We start from the raw sequence: 16,243 nt of genomic DNA, 5'->3' as shown, positions 1-16,243 counted from the left end.
GGAAACGTAATGTCGAGTATCCGGCATTGGAGACCAAAGCGCAGGCGCCGTCGCGAGACCGACGCCGTCTCGTCATGGTCGCCCTCGCACTGGGCTCTGTGGTCCGCGCGCCCTGCTGTGCTGGGATACGTGCTTTCGGTCGACCTGCTGGCCGTCGCCGTGCTGGCCGTCTCGTTCGGCGGCCTCCGCACCACTGCCGACGACTGGATCCGGCTCGGCATCCTGGCCCTCGGATCCGCGATCCACATCGAAGCCGGCCGCGAGATCGAGCGGCTACGCTGGGCCGCCGCCGAAGGCGCCACCTACGTGAACCTGAAGTCGATGTGGATCTTCGCCGGCGTCCTGATCCTGTCGCCACCGCTGGCGATCGCCATCATCGCCTTCAGCTCGCTGCACTCCTGGTTCCGGCTGCGGCGGATCGCTCCGCATCGCAGCTTCTTCTCGGCGGCCACCCTCGTACTGGCCTCGGGAGCTGCCTGGATGTGCGTCAACACGATCAACCCGAGCTCGCACCCCGGCTACGCCGGCGGTCTGATCGGACTGGTCGCCGTGGTCGCGGCGGCGGCCAGCTACTGGTTCGTCAACTTCACTCTGGTCGTCGGCGCGGTCTCGCTCTCCAATCCGGACAGCAGCGTCGGCAAGGTTCTCGGTCGCCCGGGCGACCAGATCATCGTGGCCGCCGAACTGGGGCTCGGCATCGCCACCGCGGTGCTACTGAGTACACAGCCGTGGCTGACTCTCGTCGCGCTCAGCACGGTGCTCGGGCTGCACCGCTCACTGTTGGTCGGGCAGTTCCAGTTCGCCGCGCGGACGGACCAGCACACCGGACTGGCGAACGGCGTGTTCTGGCATGAGATCGCAGCCAAAGAACTCGACAGGGCACGGAACGGCAACACTCCGCTCGGGGTGCTCTATCTGGATCTGGACCACTTCAAGGCGATCAACGACACCTACGGTCATCTGGCCGGCGATCAGGTGCTGAAGGCTGCCGCCGATGAGCTGAAGCACGAGATCCGGACCGACGATCTGGTCGGCCGCCTTGGCGGTGAGGAGTTCGCGATTCTGTTGCCGAACACCACCGACGACGAAACCGAACAGGCGGCCGAGCGGATCCGCCGCCGGATCGCCGCCCTCACGACCGTCGTCCTCACCGCTCAAGGTCTGACGACCGTCGACAGTCTCACCTGCTCCATCGGTGCCGCGGCCTACCCGACCGCAGGCAGCACCCTCGACGAACTGCTGCTGGCGGCAGACACCGCGACGTATGCCGCCAAGAATGCGGGGCGGAACTGCGTCGTCACAGCTCCCGTATGTTCACGCTAACTGAACGTTTCTCGGCGGGAACCCACGGGTCGGGGGCTGATACTGGAGCGCCTGTACCCGTGGGTTCGATCCAACTCGAACTTGGGGGCCGGTAACGAACGTGCCACCAGGGGCAAACGGCGAGCTTCCCGCGGGCCGCCTGGTCGGCCGGGTCTCGGTTCGCAACGACTCAGTCGGGGAATGGAGCATCACCCTTCCGACGGCCGAAAGCGAAGCCGGTCTGACTCCTAGCTAGCGCCGCCTGGCTCGGGCCGGCGACATCCCTAGTCGCCAGGCCCGAGCCGGGCGCCAGCCAGGCTCATCGACGTACTGCGCCACCTCGAGACCGATGGCCTGCTTGGTCCCGACCCGCAGCTTCGTGTGACCGGGGTGCCCCGAACGGATCAAGGGCGCACCGCATGGGGTTCGGGTGGGCACCATGCGCCGGCCCGCGACACGAGTACGAGTGGGGCACATACAACAGCCACCACAGGTTGCTGTGGTGGCTGTTGGCTAGAGAGTCAGTCTTTGGTGTCTGGCTTCTTCTCGTCGTCGGCTTCGCGGAGTTCCTCGGGGAGGTCGTCGGCTAGGTCGTCTTCGTCCAGGTCGCGGAGTTCTTCGGGGAGGTCGTCCTCGTCGAAGACCTCGGCGGGGATCTCTTCCGACTGGCCGAACGACTCGGGCTTGATGGCGTTGCGGAGGCGGCCGAGGATTCGGTCGGCTTCGGTGCCGAAGGGGTTGTCGTTGACGAGGTAGGTCCAGGTCGCCGTCGGGCGGGGTACGCCGGATGCTTCCTCGTCCAGGCCTTCGGCGGTGATCTCGGCTTCCTTGAAGGTCTCGGCGGCCTCGGTCCAGGCGTCGGCGATCAGGGTGTCGAAGGAGGCGATCGCCGACTTGTTGAACTCGTCGATCGGCTTCATGTGCACGATGCCGCCGGCCAGCGAGCGGAGGTGGATGCCCTCTCGCAGGTCCGCCAGGTACGCCAGGTGGTCGGTCCACTTGCGGTCCAGGTGGTGCAGAGCGATCTTGCGCGCCGCCGCCTTGACCGTGTCCTCGTCGAGCTCCTCGACCAGTTCGTCGTACCGCTCCTTGGCTCGCTCCGCCAGCTCCTCGGCGGCCAGGTCCTCGGTCAGCACCTTCTCGCGCGTGTCGAGCAGGATCGCCCGCTGCTGGCCGGTGAGCCGGTGGTACGACCAGGTCGTCCGGTGCAGCTCAGCGTTCGCGCCGTCGGCGACCCGCTGCGCGTGGTCCAGCATCCCGATCGCCTTGCGGTCGGTCAGCCTGCCGTCCTCGTCCGGCGACGGACGCAGGCCCGACGTCACGGAGTACCGGGTGACGAGCTCGTCGGCGAGGCTCGCGAAGAACAGCGAGCCGCCCGGGTCGCCCTGCCGCCCGGCGCGGCCCCGCAGCTGGTCGTCCAGCCGGCTCGACGCGTGCAGACCGGTGCCGATCACGTACAGCCCGCCCAGCTCGATGGCGCGGTCCTTGTCGTGCGACTCGTCCCGCCCGCCCAGCCGGATGTCGGTACCGCGGCCGGCCATCTGCGTCGAGACGGTCACCGTCTCCGGTACACCCGCCTCGGCGACGATGGCGGCTTCCTCGGCGTCGTTCTTCGCGTTCAGTACGACGTGCGGCACCCCGGCGACCTCGAGCTTGTCGCTCAGCTGCTCGGACTCCTCGACACTGTGCGTCCCGATCAGGATCGGCCGCCCGGTCTCGTGCACCTCGCCGATGTGCTTGACCAGCGCCGTGTTCTTCTGGTCGACGGTCAGGTACAGCCGGTCCAGCTCGTCGACGCGGATGTTGGGCGTGTTCGGCGGTACGACCGCGACCTCGACCTTGTAGAACTCCTGCAACTGCTCGCCGACGACGACCGCTGTACCGGTCATGCCGCACAGCGTCGGGTAGCTGCTGACCAGCGCCTGCACGGTGATGCTGTCGAGCACCTCACCGGAGTCGCTGACCGGGACGGCCTCCTTGGCCTCGACCGCGGCCTGCAGACCGTCGGGCCAGCGCTGCAGCTTGGCGATCCGGCCGCGGTTGTTGTTGATCAGGCTGACCTTGCCGTCGCGGACCAGGTAGTCGACATCGCGGCGCAGCAGTACCTCGGCGTGCAGCGCGACGTTGATCTGGGTCAGCCGGTCGAGGTTCTCGTCCTCGTACAGGTTGATGCCGCCGAGGTTCTCCTCGACCTTGTCGGTGCCCTTGTCGGTCAGCGCGACCGTCCGGCCGTCGCCGTCGATCTCGTAGTCGATCCCGGCGCGCAGCGTGCGGACCAGCGCGACCACGTCGTCGTCGAGCTCCTCGGTGCGGGTCGCACCGGCCAGGATCAGCGGCACCCGGGCTTCGTCGATGAGCACCGAGTCGGCCTCGTCGACGAGCGCGACGTCGGGCTTGACGGTGACCCGGTCGGCGACATCGGCGACCAGCCGGTCACGCAGTACGTCGAAGCCCAGCTCGCTCACCGGGGCGTAACAGACGTCGGCCTGGTACGCCTCGCGGCGCTCCTCCGGCGTCGACGCCTGGCCGAGGTGGCTGACCGTGACGCCGAGCAGCTTGTAGACCGGCCCCATCCACTCCGCGTCGCGGCGGGCGAGGTAGTCGTTGACGGCCATCACCTGGACGCGCCGGCCGCCGATCGCGTACCCGGCGGCGGCGAACGCGCCGGCCAGGGTCTTGCCCTCACCGGTCGCCATCTCGACGACCCGGCCCTGCAGCAGCGCGAGCGCGCCGACGATCTGGCCGTCGAAGGCCCGCTCGCCGATCGCTCGTTGGCCGGCCTCCCGGGCGAGCGCGAGGAACTCGATCTGGTCACCCTCGTCGAGCCCGCCGGTGGTGCGCATCTCGGTGACGACCTCGGTGAGTTCGTCGTCGGTGAGGTCCTGGAGCGACTCCTCCGCATCACCGACCGCGGTGGTCAGCTTCTCGTACGGGCCGAGGTCGATCGAGCCGGGGCGCTGCAGCAGCCGGCGGAAGCGCGAAGTGAGTTTCATGGCCATGATCTCCGAAACGTACAACCTGCACAGGTCGTTCCGCGCACCGGGTTGGGCGTGTCAGAGCTTCCACTCGTACGGCGTGGTGGTGGCGACCGCGTGCAGGCCGAGTTTCTGCAGGATCGGGCGGGAGTCCTCGGAGGCGTCGACGCGGAGGAATTCGTACCCCCGCGCCTTCGCGATCTTCGCCCGGTGGACCAGGATCGCACTGTAGAGCCCCTGCCGCCGCCACTCCGGCAGCGTCCCGCCGCCCCACAGGCTGGCGAACCCCGTCCCCGGATGGAACCGGATCCACGCGGCCGTCAACGCCGGCCCCTCGGGACCCCGCAGCGCGTCCTCGATCAGCGCCACCGACAGCCGGTCCGGGAACATCCGGTGCTCCGCGGCCAGCCGCTCCTCGATCCCCTCCAGCCCGCTGTGCCACAGCGTGTCCATCAGTACTGCGATCCGGTGGAAGTCGGCCGGATCGCCCTCGACGTCCCGCATCCGCACCTTCGACGGCAGCGCCCCCGGCCGGGCCAAGATCGCGTCCACCTCGCCGAGGATCAGCGTCTCCGGGTCCGCCACGACGAATCCGGCGCCGATCAGCCGCTCACCGAGGTCAGCCGGCTCGTCGTAGCCATAGGTCTTCCACTCGAACTCCAGCCCGCGCTCGCGGAAGAACTCGATCTGCCCCGCGATCACCGCGTCCGGGTCGTCGCCGAGCCCGCGCGGGGCCTCGACGAATCCGCCGCCACCCTCGCCCTCGAAGTACGAGCGGTGGACGAGCCCGTCCAGCTCCTGCTTCCAGCCGGGGATGGTGTCGGCGTCCGGCAGGCGGATCCGGCGGTGGAAAACCTCTAGCAGCTCATCAGGTGTCATCACCGCCATCTTGTCCCCCTCCCGGTCAACCGTCACCCCCTTTTCGGCGTCATATCAGTAGGGCCCCTCAGCAAGCACGGAAGGGATGAACGTCATGAGCAGCTTCAGTTCCGTTCGCCGCCCGATCGTCACGCTGGCGATCGCCGCTCTGGCCACCGGCGCCGCGGTCGCCGTACCGGCGCAGGCGAGCCCACTCGTCGAGCGATCGACTGCCCGCTCGGGCAGTTGCGCGACCGCCTGGGGTTCGTTGCCTGAGGCAAGCACAGCCTGGACCGGGCCGGCCGTGAAGAACGTCCGGACCGGCCGGCACGCCTGCTACGACCGGCTCGTCATCGACCTGGCCGGCAAGCGCGCGACCGGGTATCGGGTCAGCTACGTCAAGGTCGCCACCATGGATGGAGCAGGCACACCGGTCCCTACTCGCGGGGGCGCCGTCCTGCAGATCGTCGTCAACGGACCGGCGTACGACGCGGCCGGCCGCGCGACGTACCGGATGAAGAACCAGCGGGAACTGTCTGCCGTCGCCGGGTACGACACTTTCCGCCAAGTGGCCTGGGGCGGCAGCTTCGAAGGCCAGACGACTCTGGCGCTCGGCGTCCGGGCTCGGCTGCCGTTCCAGACCCACGTCCTCACCGGTCCGGGCAACACGACCCGGCTCGTGATCGACGTGGCCCATCACTGGTGAACCAGCGCCGGTGAGTTGCGCGGCGAACATCAGCTGTGTTCGAATGAACATGTGAACAGTGAGGAACGGCTGAGGTTCGTCGTCGAGGAGCTCGCTCGTACCGGGCGGGTCGGCGTCGCCGAGCTTGCCCAGGGCACGGGGACGTCGGAGATGACGATCCGCCGCGACCTCGATCTGCTGCAGAGCCAGGGCCTGGTACGCCGGGTCCGCGGCGGCGCGGTCGGGGTCGCGTTGCGGGGCGAGATCATCCCGTTCACCCTGCGCGACAAGCAGGGCAAGGAGGTCAAGCGACGGCTCGGCGCGGCCGTCGCCGAGCTGATCGCCGACGGCGAGGCGGTAGCGCTCGACAACGGCACCACCTGCCTCGCGGTCGCCCGCGAGCTGGCCGGGCGCGCGATCACGGTGATGCCGCTGTCCCTGCACTCAGCCGTCGTCCTCGGCGAGGCGGCGCGCACCAAACTGATCATGCCCGGCGGCGAGGTGAGCTCCCCCGAACTGGCGGCGTACGGCGCCGCCGCGGAGGCCGGCGTCCGCGGCATCCACTTCGACACCGCGGTCATCAGCAGCTGCGCGGCGCTACCGGCGCACGGCCTGACCACCAACACCCTCGCCGATGCCGCGATGAAGCGCGCGCTGATCGAATCCTCCACCCGCGTCCTGCTGGCCGTCGAATCAGCCAAACTGGAACGCACCGCGATGGTGACGGTCGCCGGCCTCGAGTCCGTCGACATCCTGATCACCGACGCCGAGGCGGACGCCGAGGCACTCGAAGCGTTCCGCTCCGCCGACGTCGAGATCAGGTTCGCATGACCACCACCGCCCCCAATCCCATGTCCACCCGGACCGCGGCGGGGGCTGTCTTCCTGCTGTTCGTGACCAATGGGCTGCTCATCGGCGGCGTCGGCGGCAGCCTGCCTGCTCTTCGGGACCGGCTCGACATCGGCGCTGCAGGGCTTTCGTTGTTGTTGTTCTGTTTGGCCGCCTCGGCCGTCGTGTCGATGCAGGTGGGTGGGCGGCTGGCCGATCGGATCGGCGCACGGCCGGTCGCGCTCGTCACGCTGACTCTGCTCGCGCTCGGCGTCGGCGCCCTCTCCCTCACCTCATCGTTGCCGTGGGCAATTTTCGCGATGGTGCTCGCCGGGCTGGGCAACGGCGCGATGGACGTCGCGATGAACTCGCTCGGGGTCGAGGTCGAGCAAGCTCGCCCGAAGCCGATCATGAGCCGCTTCCATGCCTTCTGGAGCATCGGCAACCTGAGCGCGGCCGGCACCATCGTCCTGATCGCGCACCTCTTCGACAAGACCGGCGCCGCCAACGTCGGCCCGGCTCTTGGCACCATCTGCGTCGTCAGCCTGATCTCCATCGCTGTCTGCGTCCGCATCGTGCCCGAGGGCCGCCGGATCGAGCACACCACTGACGGCGTCCGTACTGCGATCCCGCGACTCGCCTGGGCGCTCGGCCTGATGGCGTTCTGCTTCGGCCTCGCCGAGGGCACCGCCGTCGACTGGTCGTCGGTCCACGTCACCGACGTCGCCAAGATCGACCCGTCCACAGGCGCCCTCGGCCTCGTCGCCGTCAGCGGCTTCATGGTGATCATCCGCCTGCTCGGCGACCGAGCCGTCGCACGCGTCGGCCGCCGCACGGTCGTCCGCGTCGGCGCCGTCACTGCCATCGGCGGCTACCTGATCACCGTCTTCGCCCACCCGCTCCCGCTCCTGCTGATCGGCTGGGCGCTGGTCGGCCTCGGCGTGGGCCTGGTCGCTCCCCAGGTCTACGCCGTGGCCGGCCACGTCGGCGGCGGCCGGATGCTCGCGATCGTCGTGACGTTCGGCTACGCCGCCTTCCTCGTCGGCCCCGCGATCATCGGCCAGCTCGCCGCGCACTTCGGCATCCAGCACGCGATGATCCTGCCCTTGGTCCTATCCGCCTGCCTGGTCGCGGTTTCGGCCGTTCTCCCTCGTGACGAACAGGTCGATCAGTCCAGCTGAATGTCTACCGTCCAGGTAGTAATACGGGACCGCGCGGCAGTGCTCGGCGTGCCATCATTCTTCGTATGAGCGCAGAGATCAGACTGGTGGCCCGACGCCACGTCGATCTGATGCGTACCTCCAGCGCCGGCTGTTGATCGACTCCGGCTGTCACTGGTTTCACCCTTTCCGCGCAGCGCTCTCTGCCTGCGCTTGATCCTTGCGTCCTCCGAGGAGTTCTCATGCGTCAACGATCGGTCCGTCGTGCCCTCGCCCTGGCGGTCACCCCCGCGCTCGCCTTCTCCGCCGTCCTCGCCGTGCCGAGTGCGTCGGCGACCCGGCAACGAGTCGACGTCGCGCTCGAGTGGTACGACATCACCGCCAACACCATCACCGCGGCCGGTGCGCCGGCCCAGGTGGCCAACAACCGCACCTGGGCGATCGGCTGGCTTGCCGCCACCCGCGCCCTGCTCCGCACACCGGCCACTGCGCGTCCACAGGACTACCGCGAGGCCGCGATCGCCGGCGCGATCCATGAAACGCTCACCACCCTGGTTCCGGCCCGCAAGGCAGAGGTCGACCAGGCTCTGACCACCACCCTCGCCAGAATCACCGACGGGCCCGCCGAAACCGCCGGTGTGGCCGCAGGACGACAGCAGGCCAAGGCAGTACTGGCCGCGCGCGCCGACGACGGGTTGGATCCGGCCTCGGTCAATGCCCCGTTCACCCCGCCCTCGACGGATCCAGGGATCTGGCAGCCGACTCCGCCGACCTTCAGCCCGGCGGCGCAGTACGGGAATCGCGTGGCCAAGCCGTTCCTGCTACGCAGTGCCGACGAGTTCCGCCTCGGACCGCCGCCTGCTCTCGGCTCGAACCGCTACGAGCGCGATCTGGCCGAGGTGCGTGCAGACGGGGCAGTCGACAGCACGACCAGGACTCAGGCCCAGACCGATACGGCGACCTTCTGGCTAGGCTCGTCGTACGTGCTCTACACCGCTCCGCTGCGGGTGGCCCTGGCGGAGTCCGCACGTAAGCCGCTCGCAGAAAGGACGAAACTGGTCGCCTTGTTCCATGTGGCTTCCGTAGACACGCAGATCGCAACCTCGGACTCGAAGTACGCGTACCTGCGCTGGCGCCCGGTCACCGCGATCCGTGCGACGGACGACGCGAACTGGACGCCGCTGCACGCCACACCAGCGCACCCGGACTATCCGAGCGGCCACAACACCTACGCCGGTGCGGCCGAGCAGGTGCTGACCTCACTCGTCGGCGCCCACACGGCCAGGCCGTACACGATCCTCAGCCCCACTGCTCCGGGCATCACCCGCACGTACACGGACTGGCACCACCTCACCGCGGAGAACGTCGACGCCCGAGTCTGGTCCGGCATCCACACGCGCACTGCCGACACAGCCGGGGTCACCCTCGGCCGCCAGGTAGCCGCCAACGCTCTCCGCGACGCGGACCGCCTGTTCCGCTGATCCTCTAGAGCACGCGGTTGAGTAGGTCGAAGAAGGTGTTCGCGAGTACCAGTTCGTACGGGTCGCGGAGCAGGGCAGCCAGCTCCGCGATGTCCGACGGGGTCCACGACCACGCATTGATCCCGCCCGAGATGAACAGTGGCTTCGCGCCGTCCCACTTCGCGACCTGGGCGTCCAGCGCGGCCTTGTACTCCGCTGCCTTGCCCGGTGCACTCCACTGGCCGACGATCGGCAGACCGCCCTGGCGGACCGTGAGCAGCTCACCGTCCCAGGTCTGCATGATCCCCTTCAGCGGCGTGTACTTCGCGAACCCGCGGGCGATCTCCTCCGACAGCAGCACCCATTTGTCGTTCTCGCGGTGGCTGTAGGAATACACCACGTCTATCCCGGTCCGGCGCAGCGTCGAGCCGGTCAGCTTCAGGAACTCGGTGAACTGGCCGGCCGCCCACGACCCGGGATAGGTGTAGCCCGCACCCGAGGGGCCGCAGACCAGCAGATCGTTGGCCGTCGCGGTCCGCTGGTAGTGGCTGAACAACCCCGGACCGGTCTCCAGGAGCAGCGGACTGATGGTCCAGTTGGCCGGCGCCTCGCCACGCTTCGGGTCGTCCCACAGGTCGCGCATGTGCCGCTGGCAGTACTGGATGTTGTCGCCCTCGCCGAACGTCAGTGTCAGGTAGACCTTGTTCTTCGGCTTGTTGATCCGCCGGACCGGCCGGACCCTGGCCGAGATCGGCGCCGTGAACCCGGCGTGGACGGTCCCGTTCATGTAGAAGTCGGCCGCGATCACCGGCGAACCGCCTTGCGAGGCAAGGTCGACGCCGTCCCACTCACCGGAGACGTCGTTGGCGAACCAGCCCATGTACGGCGCAAGCGTCGGGTACCTGGCGAAGTGCTCGATCAGCAGGTCCCCGGTCTCGCCGCCCGGGGGCAGCCAGCTCACCAGCGCCTTGGTGGCGACCACGTAGTCCCGGAAGTACGCGAACGGCTCGATCCGGGTCGGTGAGGTGTCGGTCGCGGTCACCAGGTACTGGTTCCACATCGTCGCGGTCACCACCAGGGACGTCGTACCGGCCGGTGGCTCGAACCGGTAGATGAAGTAGCCGCCGCCGTCGCTGAAGCGGTTGGCCTCACCGCCGATCGACGAGTTGACGCCGTCGAACAGGTACGGCGCCTCTTCCGGCGTACCTGGCAGGAAGTGGGCGATCTGGGTGCCGTTCGCCTTCACGGTGATCTCGGAGACCGATCCGCCCCAGCCGTCATCGGTGAACGAGTCCTGGAACCTGACGTAGACGGCCCCCTTGCCGAGCTTGGCCGACACGTCGAGCTCGTAGCCGCCGCGGTTCGACGAGTCACGGATCTGCCGGGTCTCGCGGGCGATCTCCTGCCACTGCACGTTCTCGACCGCGACCACCCGGGTCGGTGGCAGGCCGGCCAGCAGTTGGTGGGTGACCCGCGGGAACAGGTTGTCGAGCTGCCACCGGTAGGTCTTCACCCGGTCGCCGTCGAACATCCCGCGCAGGTCCTTCACGATCCGCAGCCCGTGCGCCTTGGCCTGAGCCGCATCGGCGACGACGGCGTTCTCCAGCCCGGCCAAGGTGGTCGCGACGTTCAGCGAATCCGGTACGGCGGGATCGTGGATGATCGCGCCACGCACGCGATGCCGGTACTTGGCCACCAGGTCCAAGGGGTTCCGGTACGTCGTCGTGGGCAGGTGCATGTCGGCGAGCCATTTGGCATCCGGCGTACTCATGGTGCCGGTGTCGAAGCTGAAGTACAGCTCGGGCTCGGCGCGGTTGACGATGCCCTGCAAGGTGGTGAGCAGGGTCTGGTCGCCGCCGCCGAGTTTGCTGACATCGCCGTAGTGCAGGTGTTTCGGTCTGCCGAAGGCCGGCAACAGCCTGCCGTCTCCACTGCTGCTCGGGCCTGCCTGGCCTGCTGCCGGGCCCGTTGCCGCGGCCGCGGGGAGTCCGGGGAGCAGCCCGAATCCCCCCGCCGTCACTGCGCCGCTGCCTGCCAGGAACGTCCGTCTCGATACCATCGTGACCACTCCCCTGTCGCTGACATCGCTGTCAAATGACGGGGAGATTAACCAGCATTACGCCGCGTGTCGATACCTCGGACAACGTTGTCGGCAGATTGCTTGGAATCGTTTCCGTTCGAGGCTCGCCAGCCCATGGCCGATACCGGTCACCGGGCTCGGGTCAGCAGCTTCCGGTCACCAGGCTTCGTGCAGGATCCGGGTCGCCTCGGCCACACTCAGACCGGCTCGCCGGGCGGCACGCGCGAACATCGTCGCCGCCGCATGGGTCTCCTCGTCGTCCACCTGACTGCGCGCGGCGAGCACGAAGGTGCCATTGCGGCCGCGAGTCTCGACCAGCCGGTCGGCCTCCAGCTCCTTGTACGCCCGGGCCACCGTGTTGACCGCGAGCCCGAGGTCGCCGGCGAGCTGGCGGACGGTGGGCAACCGCGTCCCCTGCGCCATCTCCCCGCGCCGGATCAGCTGCTCGATCTGCTGCTTCACCTGCTCGTACGGCGGCCGCGAGGCAGCCGGATCCACCAAGATGATCATTGTGCCAATCGTATTGACACAAAGAGCTCTGTCAAGGAGCACTCCGTGGCTGCCCGGACTTTCGGCGGCGGCCGAGTCTCTGGACGGAGCGGAGGGCTCGCTCTAGCTGGACGGGTCAGCCGAGGCCGCCGCCTACCTTGGTGAGGGCGTCGAACTGGGTGCGGGTGAGCTTGCTCGTGTCGCCGCTGAGGGCCTTCGAGCGGGTGCAGATGATGCCGCCGGGCACCGAACCGGTCAGCACCCGGATCGCGTTCTTGAACGAGTCGCAGCGGCGCCCGTCCTCAGCGCCGGCCGGGTAGCCGATCGCGGCGTTGACCTTGCCCATGTTGAGCTGGTCCGCGAACGGGTTGATGTTGCGGGCGACCGTCCAGTACCACCGGGCGATCGGGGCACTCCACTGCAGCGAGCGGGCTAGTTCGGGGGTGCCGAGTAGGTCGATACCGAAGTACCGGCCTGCGGGTCCGTAGTTGAAGTCGCCGGTGAGCTGGATGTAGCCGCGGCCGCCGTACACGCGGGTGTCGCCGATCTCGCGGATGTCGTACTCGAGGCGGGACTCGTGCACGAGGGTTGCGAGGAAGGCGGCCTTGCGGCGCGGGGTGTTGATGCTGGCGTCGCGCATTGCCTGGTTGAGCAACGGGAGCCCGGTCTGGACGAGCGACGGGTTCGCGATGCGAGTGCCGAACATCGCCTGGACGTCGGCGAGCGTGACGTCACCAGCGGGCGGCGGCGGGTCGGCCGGGCAGTCCGGTACTCCGGGCAGCTTCGTCGCGGTGGTGTTGATGTACCCGACCGTCGCGTACCCACCATGCGCAGGCAGGTGCGCCCACCAGGTTGTGGCGGCGCGACCCGGCACGGTGACCGAGTCGCCTTGCTTCTGACAGTCGACGTCGACCGAGGTCGGCCCGGACAGCACCTTCACCACAGCCGCGGACAGGTACGGCTCCGAGCGGATGTTGAGGGCGCTGGCGGTGGTCTGGAAGGCGACGGCGTGGGCGGGAGCGGCGGCGAGCAGACTGCCCGCAGTCACCGCAGCCAATGCGACCAGAGAGGAAAGAACGCGCTTGAACATGACAACTCCTGGGCGGAAGGAGGAGCATAAGGCGCCGTGAACAATTACCAAAACCAGTCACGACACCGCCACTTTCCCACCGCCCGCCAGCGGTTGCTCAAGTACACAACCGCGACCGCGCCCGATCCTTGCGTCCGAAGAAGTCGAGGGACGTGGTAGCCACTTCTTCGGACGTAAGGCCTTGGCGGGTTACTCCTTCGGTTCTGGCTTGGCGTCTACGCCGGCTTCCTTGCGTTGGGCCGGGGTGATTGGGGCCGGGGCCGCTGTGAGCGGGTCGAAACCGCCGCCCGACTTCGGGAAGGCGATCACGTCGCGAATCGACTCCGTGCCGGCCAGCAGGGCCGTGATCCGGTCCCAGCCGAACGCGATGCCGCCGTGCGGCGGGGCGCCGAACTTGAACGCGTCGAGCAGGAAGCCGAACTTCTCGGTCGCCTCCTCGTCCGTCAGCCCCATCACCTTGAAGACGCGCTTCTGCACGTCCTCGCGGTGGATACGGATCGACCCGCCACCGATCTCGTTGCCGTTGCAGACGATGTCGTACGCGTACGCCAGCGCGCTGCCCGGATCCGTGTCGAAGCTCTCCAGCGAGTCCGGCTTCGGCGACGTGAACGCGTGGTGCACCGCGGTCCACGCACCCGAACCGACGGCGACGTCACCAGCGGCGGTCGCGTCGTCGGCCGGCTCGAACAGCGGCGCGTCGACGACCCATACGAACGACCAGGTCGACTCGTCGATCAGCCCACCGCGCCGGCCGATCTCCAGCCGCGCGGCACCGAGCAGCGCCCGGGACGCCTTCACAGCGCCGGCCGCGAAGAAGATGCAGTCGCCCGGCTTCGCACCGACGTGGTCGGCCAGCCCGGCGCGCTCCTCCTCGGACAGGTTCTTGGCGACCGGACCGCCCAGCTCGCCATCCTGACCGACCAGCACGTACGCGAGCCCGCGTGCACCACGCTGCTTCGCCCACTCCTGCCACGCGTCCAGCTGCTTGCGCGGCTGGTCGGCGCCACCCGGCATCACCACGGCACCGACGTACTGCGCCTGGAACACCCGGAACGGCGTGCTCTTGAAGTACTCCGTGCACTCGACGAGCTCGAGCCCCATCCGCAGGTCGGGCTTGTCGCTGCCGAACCGCGCCATCGACTCGGCGTACGTCATCCGCTGGATCGGCGTCTGCACCTCGTACCCGGCGAGCTTCCACAGCTCGGTCAGGATCTCCTCGGACAGCGCGATGATGTCGTCCTGGTCGACGAAGCTCATCTCGATGTCGAGCTGGGTGAACTCCGGCTGCCGGTCGGCGCGGAAGTCCTCGTCGCGGTAGCAGCGCGCGATCTGGAAGTACCGCTCCATGCCCGCGACCATCAGCAGCTGCTTGAACAGCTGCGGCGACTGCGGCAGCGCGTACCACGAGCCCGGCTGCAGACGCGCCGGGACCAGGAAGTCACGCGCGCCTTCCGGCGTCGACTTGGTCAGCGTCGGCGTCTCGATCTCGATGAAGTCGTGCTTGTCCAGCACGGCGCGAGCGGCCTTGTTCACCTTGCTGCGCAGGCGAAGCGCCGAGCCCGGGCCCTGCCGGCGCAGATCGAGGTACCGGTACTTGAGCCGTACTTCCTCGTTCACCGGCGTAGCGTGGTGCTCCTCGACCGGGAACGGCAGCGGCGCGGCCTCGTTGAGGACCTCGATCTCTTCGGCGATGATCTCGATCTCGCCGGTCGGCAGGTCCGCGTTCGCGTTGCCCTCGGGGCGGGCCGCGACGGCGCCGACGATCTTCAGGCAGTACTCCGCGCGCAGCTCGCCGGCCGCTTCCTCGTCGCGGATGACGACCTGGACGGTGCCGCTGGAGTCGCGCAGGTCGATGAACGCCACGCCGCCGTGATCGCGCCGCCGCGCCACCCAGCCCGCCAGCGTGACGGTCTGGCCGGTGTTCTCGGCCCGCAGGGAGCCGGCGGAATGGGTACGGATCACGAGTTCTCCTGAGGGGTTTCGAGCTGCGGTGTTTCAATACTTGGTCGTACGTCGTGCGCGGGCGGCGTCCAGGTGGCCGGGTCGGCCACTACCTGCTCACCGCTGCGGATGTCCTTCACTTCGGCGCCGTTCTCGGTGGAGAACCACACGAACGGGATGCCGCGCCGATCGGCGAACTTGATCTGCTTGCCGAACTTCGCCGCGGCCGGGGCCACCTCGACCGGGATCCCCCGCGCGCGCAGGGCGATCGCGGTCCGCATCGCGTCGGCCCGCTCGTCTTCGTTGTTCAAGGCAACCAGTACCGCGGTCGGCGTGCTGCGGGAGCCCTTGACCAGGCCCTGGCTGAACAGCCGGGTGATCAACCGGGACACCCCGATGGAGATCCCGACGCCCGGGTACGTCGTCTTGCCGTCACTGGCGAGCGAGTCGTAGCGGCCGCCCGAGCAGATCGAGCCGTAGGACTCGTGGCCGATCAACTGGGTCTCGTAGACGGTACCGGTGTAGTAGTCCAGGCCGCGCGCAATCTTCAGGTCAGCGACCAGCAGGCCGGGGGCGTGCTCGTTGGCGGCGGTCATGATCGCGGCCAGCCGCTCGAGGCCCTCGTCGAGGATCTCGTGCTGGACGCCGAGCGCCCGCACCTGCTCGACGAAGGATGCGTCGGTGCTGGAGATCTCCGCGAGCCGGAGCACCTGCTTGGCGGTCTCAGCCGATAGCGCCGGGCCGTTCTCCGCAGTCAGCAGCTGGGTGATCTTGTCCGCGCCGATCTTGTCGAGCTTGTCGACGATCCGCAGTACGGAGGCCACGTCCTCGATGCCGAGGCCCCGGTAGAAACCCTCGGGGATCTGCCGGTTGTTGACCTGGATCCGGAACGGCGGGATCGGCAGCTTGCTGAACGCGTCGGCGATGACGAGCGGCAGCTCGACCTCGTAGTGGAACGGCAGCGTGCCGTCGCCGACGATGTCGATATCGGCCTGGGCGAACTCGCGGTACCGGCCCTCCTGCGGGCGCTCACCACGCCAGACCTTCTGGATCTGGTAGCGGCGGAACGGGAACGCGAGCTTGCCGGCGTTCTCCAGCACGTACCGGGCGAACGGCACGGTCAGGTCGAAGTGCAGGCCGAGATCCGACTTCTCGTCAGCGGGGGCGCCGAGCCGGCGTACCGCGTAGATCTCCTTGTCCGCGTCCTCGCCCTGGTTCGAGAGTCGCTCGACCGGCTCGACCGCGCGGGTCTCGATCGACGCGAAGCCGTGCAACTCGAACGTCTCCCGGATCACGTCGAGGAAGTGCTGCTCGACGATTCGGTCCGACGGGAGAAACTCCGGGAACCCACTGATAGGGGTCACCTTGCTCATGA

General features: G+C 68.5%; 12 protein-coding genes. 5 read left to right on the top strand and 7 right to left on the bottom strand.

Annotation, left to right across the window (positions count from 1 at the left end):
• Positions 1-129: 129 nt before the first annotated feature.
• Positions 130-1,323, top strand: coding sequence for a GGDEF domain-containing protein (locus G3I17_RS01455; protein ID WP_164593132.1), 1,194 nt, complete (start codon positions 130-132; stop codon positions 1,321-1,323).
• Positions 1,324-1,823: 500 nt separating this feature from the next.
• Here the strand turns inward: G3I17_RS01455 and secA2 are convergent, their stop codons facing one another.
• Both secA2 and G3I17_RS01445 read right to left on the bottom strand, forming a co-directional pair.
• Entirely contained in the window at positions 1,824-4,295 is a 2,472-nt protein-coding gene (gene secA2, locus G3I17_RS01450; protein ID WP_239062087.1) for an accessory Sec system translocase SecA2, read from the bottom strand.
• 60 nt (positions 4,296-4,355) lie between these two features.
• Positions 4,356-5,156, bottom strand: coding sequence for a GNAT family N-acetyltransferase (locus tag G3I17_RS01445; protein ID WP_164593128.1), 801 nt, complete (start codon positions 5,154-5,156; stop codon positions 4,356-4,358).
• Between the two features lie 94 nt (positions 5,157-5,250).
• Here G3I17_RS01445 and G3I17_RS01440 point away from each other — a divergent pair, with 94 nt between their 5' ends.
• The 4 genes from G3I17_RS01440 (at position 5,251) to G3I17_RS01425 (ending at position 9,289) form a co-directional block, all read left to right on the top strand.
• On the top strand, positions 5,251-5,841 hold the full coding sequence (locus G3I17_RS01440; protein ID WP_164593126.1) for a hypothetical protein: 591 nt from the start codon (positions 5,251-5,253) through the stop codon (positions 5,839-5,841).
• 51 nt (positions 5,842-5,892) lie between these two features.
• On the top strand, positions 5,893-6,651 hold the full coding sequence (locus tag G3I17_RS01435) for a DeoR/GlpR family DNA-binding transcription regulator (protein WP_164593124.1): 759 nt from the start codon (positions 5,893-5,895) through the stop codon (positions 6,649-6,651).
• Positions 6,648-7,829 (top strand): MFS transporter, encoded by a 1,182-nt coding sequence (locus G3I17_RS01430; RefSeq protein WP_203589589.1) that lies wholly within the window; start codon positions 6,648-6,650, stop codon positions 7,827-7,829. The genes G3I17_RS01435 and G3I17_RS01430 overlap by 4 nt, the downstream gene beginning before the upstream one ends.
• Before the next feature lie 221 nt (positions 7,830-8,050).
• Positions 8,051-9,289, top strand: a complete 1,239-nt coding sequence (locus tag G3I17_RS01425; protein WP_164593123.1) for a vanadium-dependent haloperoxidase — start codon at positions 8,051-8,053, stop codon at positions 9,287-9,289.
• A 4-nt stretch (positions 9,290-9,293) separates the two neighbouring features.
• Here G3I17_RS01425 and G3I17_RS01420 read toward each other — a convergent pair whose 3' ends face one another.
• The 5 genes from G3I17_RS01420 to hisS form a co-directional block, all read right to left on the bottom strand.
• Positions 9,294-11,327: a GxGYxYP domain-containing protein gene (locus tag G3I17_RS01420; RefSeq protein ID WP_164593121.1), complete on the bottom strand. Its 2,034-nt coding sequence runs from the start codon at positions 11,325-11,327 to the stop codon at positions 9,294-9,296.
• A gap of 177 nt (positions 11,328-11,504) precedes the next feature.
• Complete coding sequence (locus G3I17_RS01415) at positions 11,505-11,858, bottom strand: GntR family transcriptional regulator (protein ID WP_164593119.1); 354 nt, start codon at positions 11,856-11,858, stop codon at positions 11,505-11,507.
• A gap of 115 nt (positions 11,859-11,973) precedes the next feature.
• Positions 11,974-12,927, bottom strand: coding sequence for a glycoside hydrolase family 19 protein (locus G3I17_RS01410; RefSeq protein WP_164593117.1), 954 nt, complete (start codon positions 12,925-12,927; stop codon positions 11,974-11,976).
• 189 nt (positions 12,928-13,116) lie between these two features.
• Positions 13,117-14,889: an aspartate--tRNA ligase gene (gene aspS / locus G3I17_RS01405; protein WP_164593115.1), complete on the bottom strand. Its 1,773-nt coding sequence runs from the start codon at positions 14,887-14,889 to the stop codon at positions 13,117-13,119.
• Complete coding sequence (hisS, locus tag G3I17_RS01400; protein ID WP_164593113.1) at positions 14,886-16,241, bottom strand: histidine--tRNA ligase; 1,356 nt, start codon at positions 16,239-16,241, stop codon at positions 14,886-14,888. The genes aspS and hisS overlap by 4 nt, the downstream gene beginning before the upstream one ends.
• Positions 16,242-16,243 lie beyond the last annotated feature (2 nt).

Origin of the sequence: Streptomyces sp. SID13031 (genome assembly GCF_010548305.1) — a bacterium.
Classification (GTDB): Bacteria; Actinomycetota; Actinomycetes; order Propionibacteriales; family Kribbellaceae; genus Kribbella.
The sequence above is the reverse complement of the archived record's forward strand: the minus strand, read 5'-3'. Positions and strand labels throughout refer to the sequence as shown.

Bases quoted from the DNA above. Each gene is read 5' to 3' on its own strand.
- secA2 (WP_239062087.1), bottom strand. From the start codon at position 4,295: ATGAAACTCACTTCGCGCTTCCGCCGGCTGCTGCAGCGCCCCGGCTCG.
- G3I17_RS01445 (WP_164593128.1), bottom strand. From the start codon at position 5,156: ATGACACCTGATGAGCTGCTAGAGGTTTTCCACCGCCGGATCCGCCTG.
- G3I17_RS01440 (WP_164593126.1), top strand. From the start codon at position 5,251: ATGAGCAGCTTCAGTTCCGTTCGCCGCCCGATCGTCACGCTGGCGATC.
- G3I17_RS01430 (WP_203589589.1), top strand. From the start codon at position 6,648: ATGACCACCACCGCCCCCAATCCCATGTCCACCCGGACCGCGGCGGGG.
- G3I17_RS01425 (WP_164593123.1), top strand. From the start codon at position 8,051: ATGCGTCAACGATCGGTCCGTCGTGCCCTCGCCCTGGCGGTCACCCCC.
- G3I17_RS01420 (WP_164593121.1), bottom strand. From the start codon at position 11,327: ATGGTATCGAGACGGACGTTCCTGGCAGGCAGCGGCGCAGTGACGGCG.
- G3I17_RS01415 (WP_164593119.1), bottom strand. From the start codon at position 11,858: ATGATCATCTTGGTGGATCCGGCTGCCTCGCGGCCGCCGTACGAGCAG.
- G3I17_RS01410 (WP_164593117.1), bottom strand. From the start codon at position 12,927: ATGTTCAAGCGCGTTCTTTCCTCTCTGGTCGCATTGGCTGCGGTGACT.
- hisS (WP_164593113.1), bottom strand. From the start codon at position 16,241: ATGAGCAAGGTGACCCCTATCAGTGGGTTCCCGGAGTTTCTCCCGTCG.